Raw genomic sequence first — 1,595 nt, 5'->3', positions numbered from 1 at the left:
TCACTATGAACTCGGCTACCACGATCTGCACGCGCCGGACACAGATGCGATCAAGCAGTGGGCAACCGCCGCGCGCCAATTCGAACTGAACGTGGCGCTGAGATACTACGCAGAGCAGGCAGACCGTGTCTCCTACCGGACCGTCGGCGAGCTGTACCACGCCGATCCTGACGGCTGGGGACAGCTCCGGTGCGTGAAGTTCAGCCCGGCTATCCCGGAAGAGTGGGAAAAGGCCGACCTGGAGCGCACGGTTAAGGTCGATTTCATGGTTGAGGGGATCCAAGCCCTGGTGTACCGGATCGGGGGCGGGCCCTACGTGCGACGTCCGGCTGACCTGTCACTGAGCTGGACACCCTTCGACCACTGCAAGGCGGAACTGCTGCTGACCGAGCAGCTCGAGTTCGAGAAGGTAGGGCCGAAAACCATCATCGGCGTTCGGATCGACCCGTCGGTGTCGCGCGCCAAAGAGGCACCACCCTCATCATGATTACGGTGCAGCCCGTCGGCGGACGTCAGCAGATGCGGGGGAGGGGGTCGCCGACGAGCAGGTCGACGATCCTGGTGCCGCCGAAGGCCGTCTTCAGCTGAACGATCCCCGGCTGGCCGTCGGTCACGTGGCCGATGACCGCCGCGTCTTCGCCGAGCGGGTGGCCGCGCAGCGCCGCGATCGCGCGGTCGGCGCTGTCGCCGGGGACGACGACGACCATGCGGCCCTCGCAGGCGACGTACATCGGGTCGATGCCCAGCAGTTCGCAGGCGCCGCGCACCTCGTCCCGCACCGGAATGTCGTCCTCGCGGACCAGCACCCCGACCTCGGCGGCCGTGGCGATCTCGTTGAGGATCGTCGCCACCCCGCCGCGGGTGGCGTCCCGCATCGCGCGCGTCTCTGGAACCGCGTCGAGCAGGCTCGCGATCAGGCCGTTCAGCGGCGCGGTGTCCGACTCGATGTCCGCCTCGATGTCCAGCTCGCCGCGGGCGAGCATGATCGTGATGCCGTGGTCGCCGATCGGCCCGGACACGATGATCGCGTCGCCCGGCTGGGCCAGCGCGACGCCAAGTGAGACGTCCCGCGAGAGCAGTCCCACTCCGGCCGTGTTGATGTAGCAGCCGTCGGCCTTGCCGCGCTGCACGACCTTCGTGTCTCCCGTGACGATCTGCACCCCCGCCAAAGCAGCGGCGTCGCGCATGGACGCGGTGACCCGGACCAGGTCGGCGACGGGGAAGCCCTCTTCGAGGATGAAGCCCGCCGAGAGGTACAGCGGCGTGGCGCCGGCCACGGCCAGGTCGTTGACCGTGCCGTTGACGGCCAGGTCACCAATGTCACCGCCGGGGAAGAACAGCGGCGAGACAACGTAGGAGTCGGTAGTGAGCGCCGCCCGTACCCCGGACAGCGACAGCCCCGCCGCGTCCTCGAGCGGCTCGAGCAGCGGGTTGCGGAACGCGTCGAGGAAGATCGCCTCGACCAGGGTGCGGGTGGCCTTGCCGCCCGCCCCGTGCGACATGGTGACCCGTTCCTCACGCACCCGGGGCCGCCTGCGCCTGGCGCGGTCGATCCGCTCGAGCACCTGCCGCTCTCTGTCGGCCACCGGCAGCAC

Annotated in this window: 2 protein-coding genes; one reads left to right on the top strand and one right to left on the bottom strand. The window is 69.0% G+C overall.

Annotation, left to right across the window (positions count from 1 at the left end):
- The coding region (locus tag WA805_RS16760) for a hypothetical protein (protein WP_425242805.1) at positions 1–487 on the top strand (487 nt) is incomplete at its 5' end.
- A gap of 25 nt (positions 488–512) precedes the next feature.
- Here WA805_RS16760 and hypE read toward each other — a convergent pair.
- A partial coding sequence (gene hypE, locus WA805_RS16755; protein WP_425242804.1) for a hydrogenase expression/formation protein HypE occupies positions 513–1,595 on the bottom strand: 1,083 nt, incomplete at its 5' end.

Origin of the sequence: Trebonia sp., assembly GCF_049794275.1 — a bacterium.
Lineage (GTDB): Bacteria > Actinomycetota > Actinomycetes > Streptosporangiales > Streptosporangiaceae > Trebonia.
Note: the sequence above shows the minus strand (reverse complement) of the source record. Positions and strands in the feature narration are given on the sequence as shown.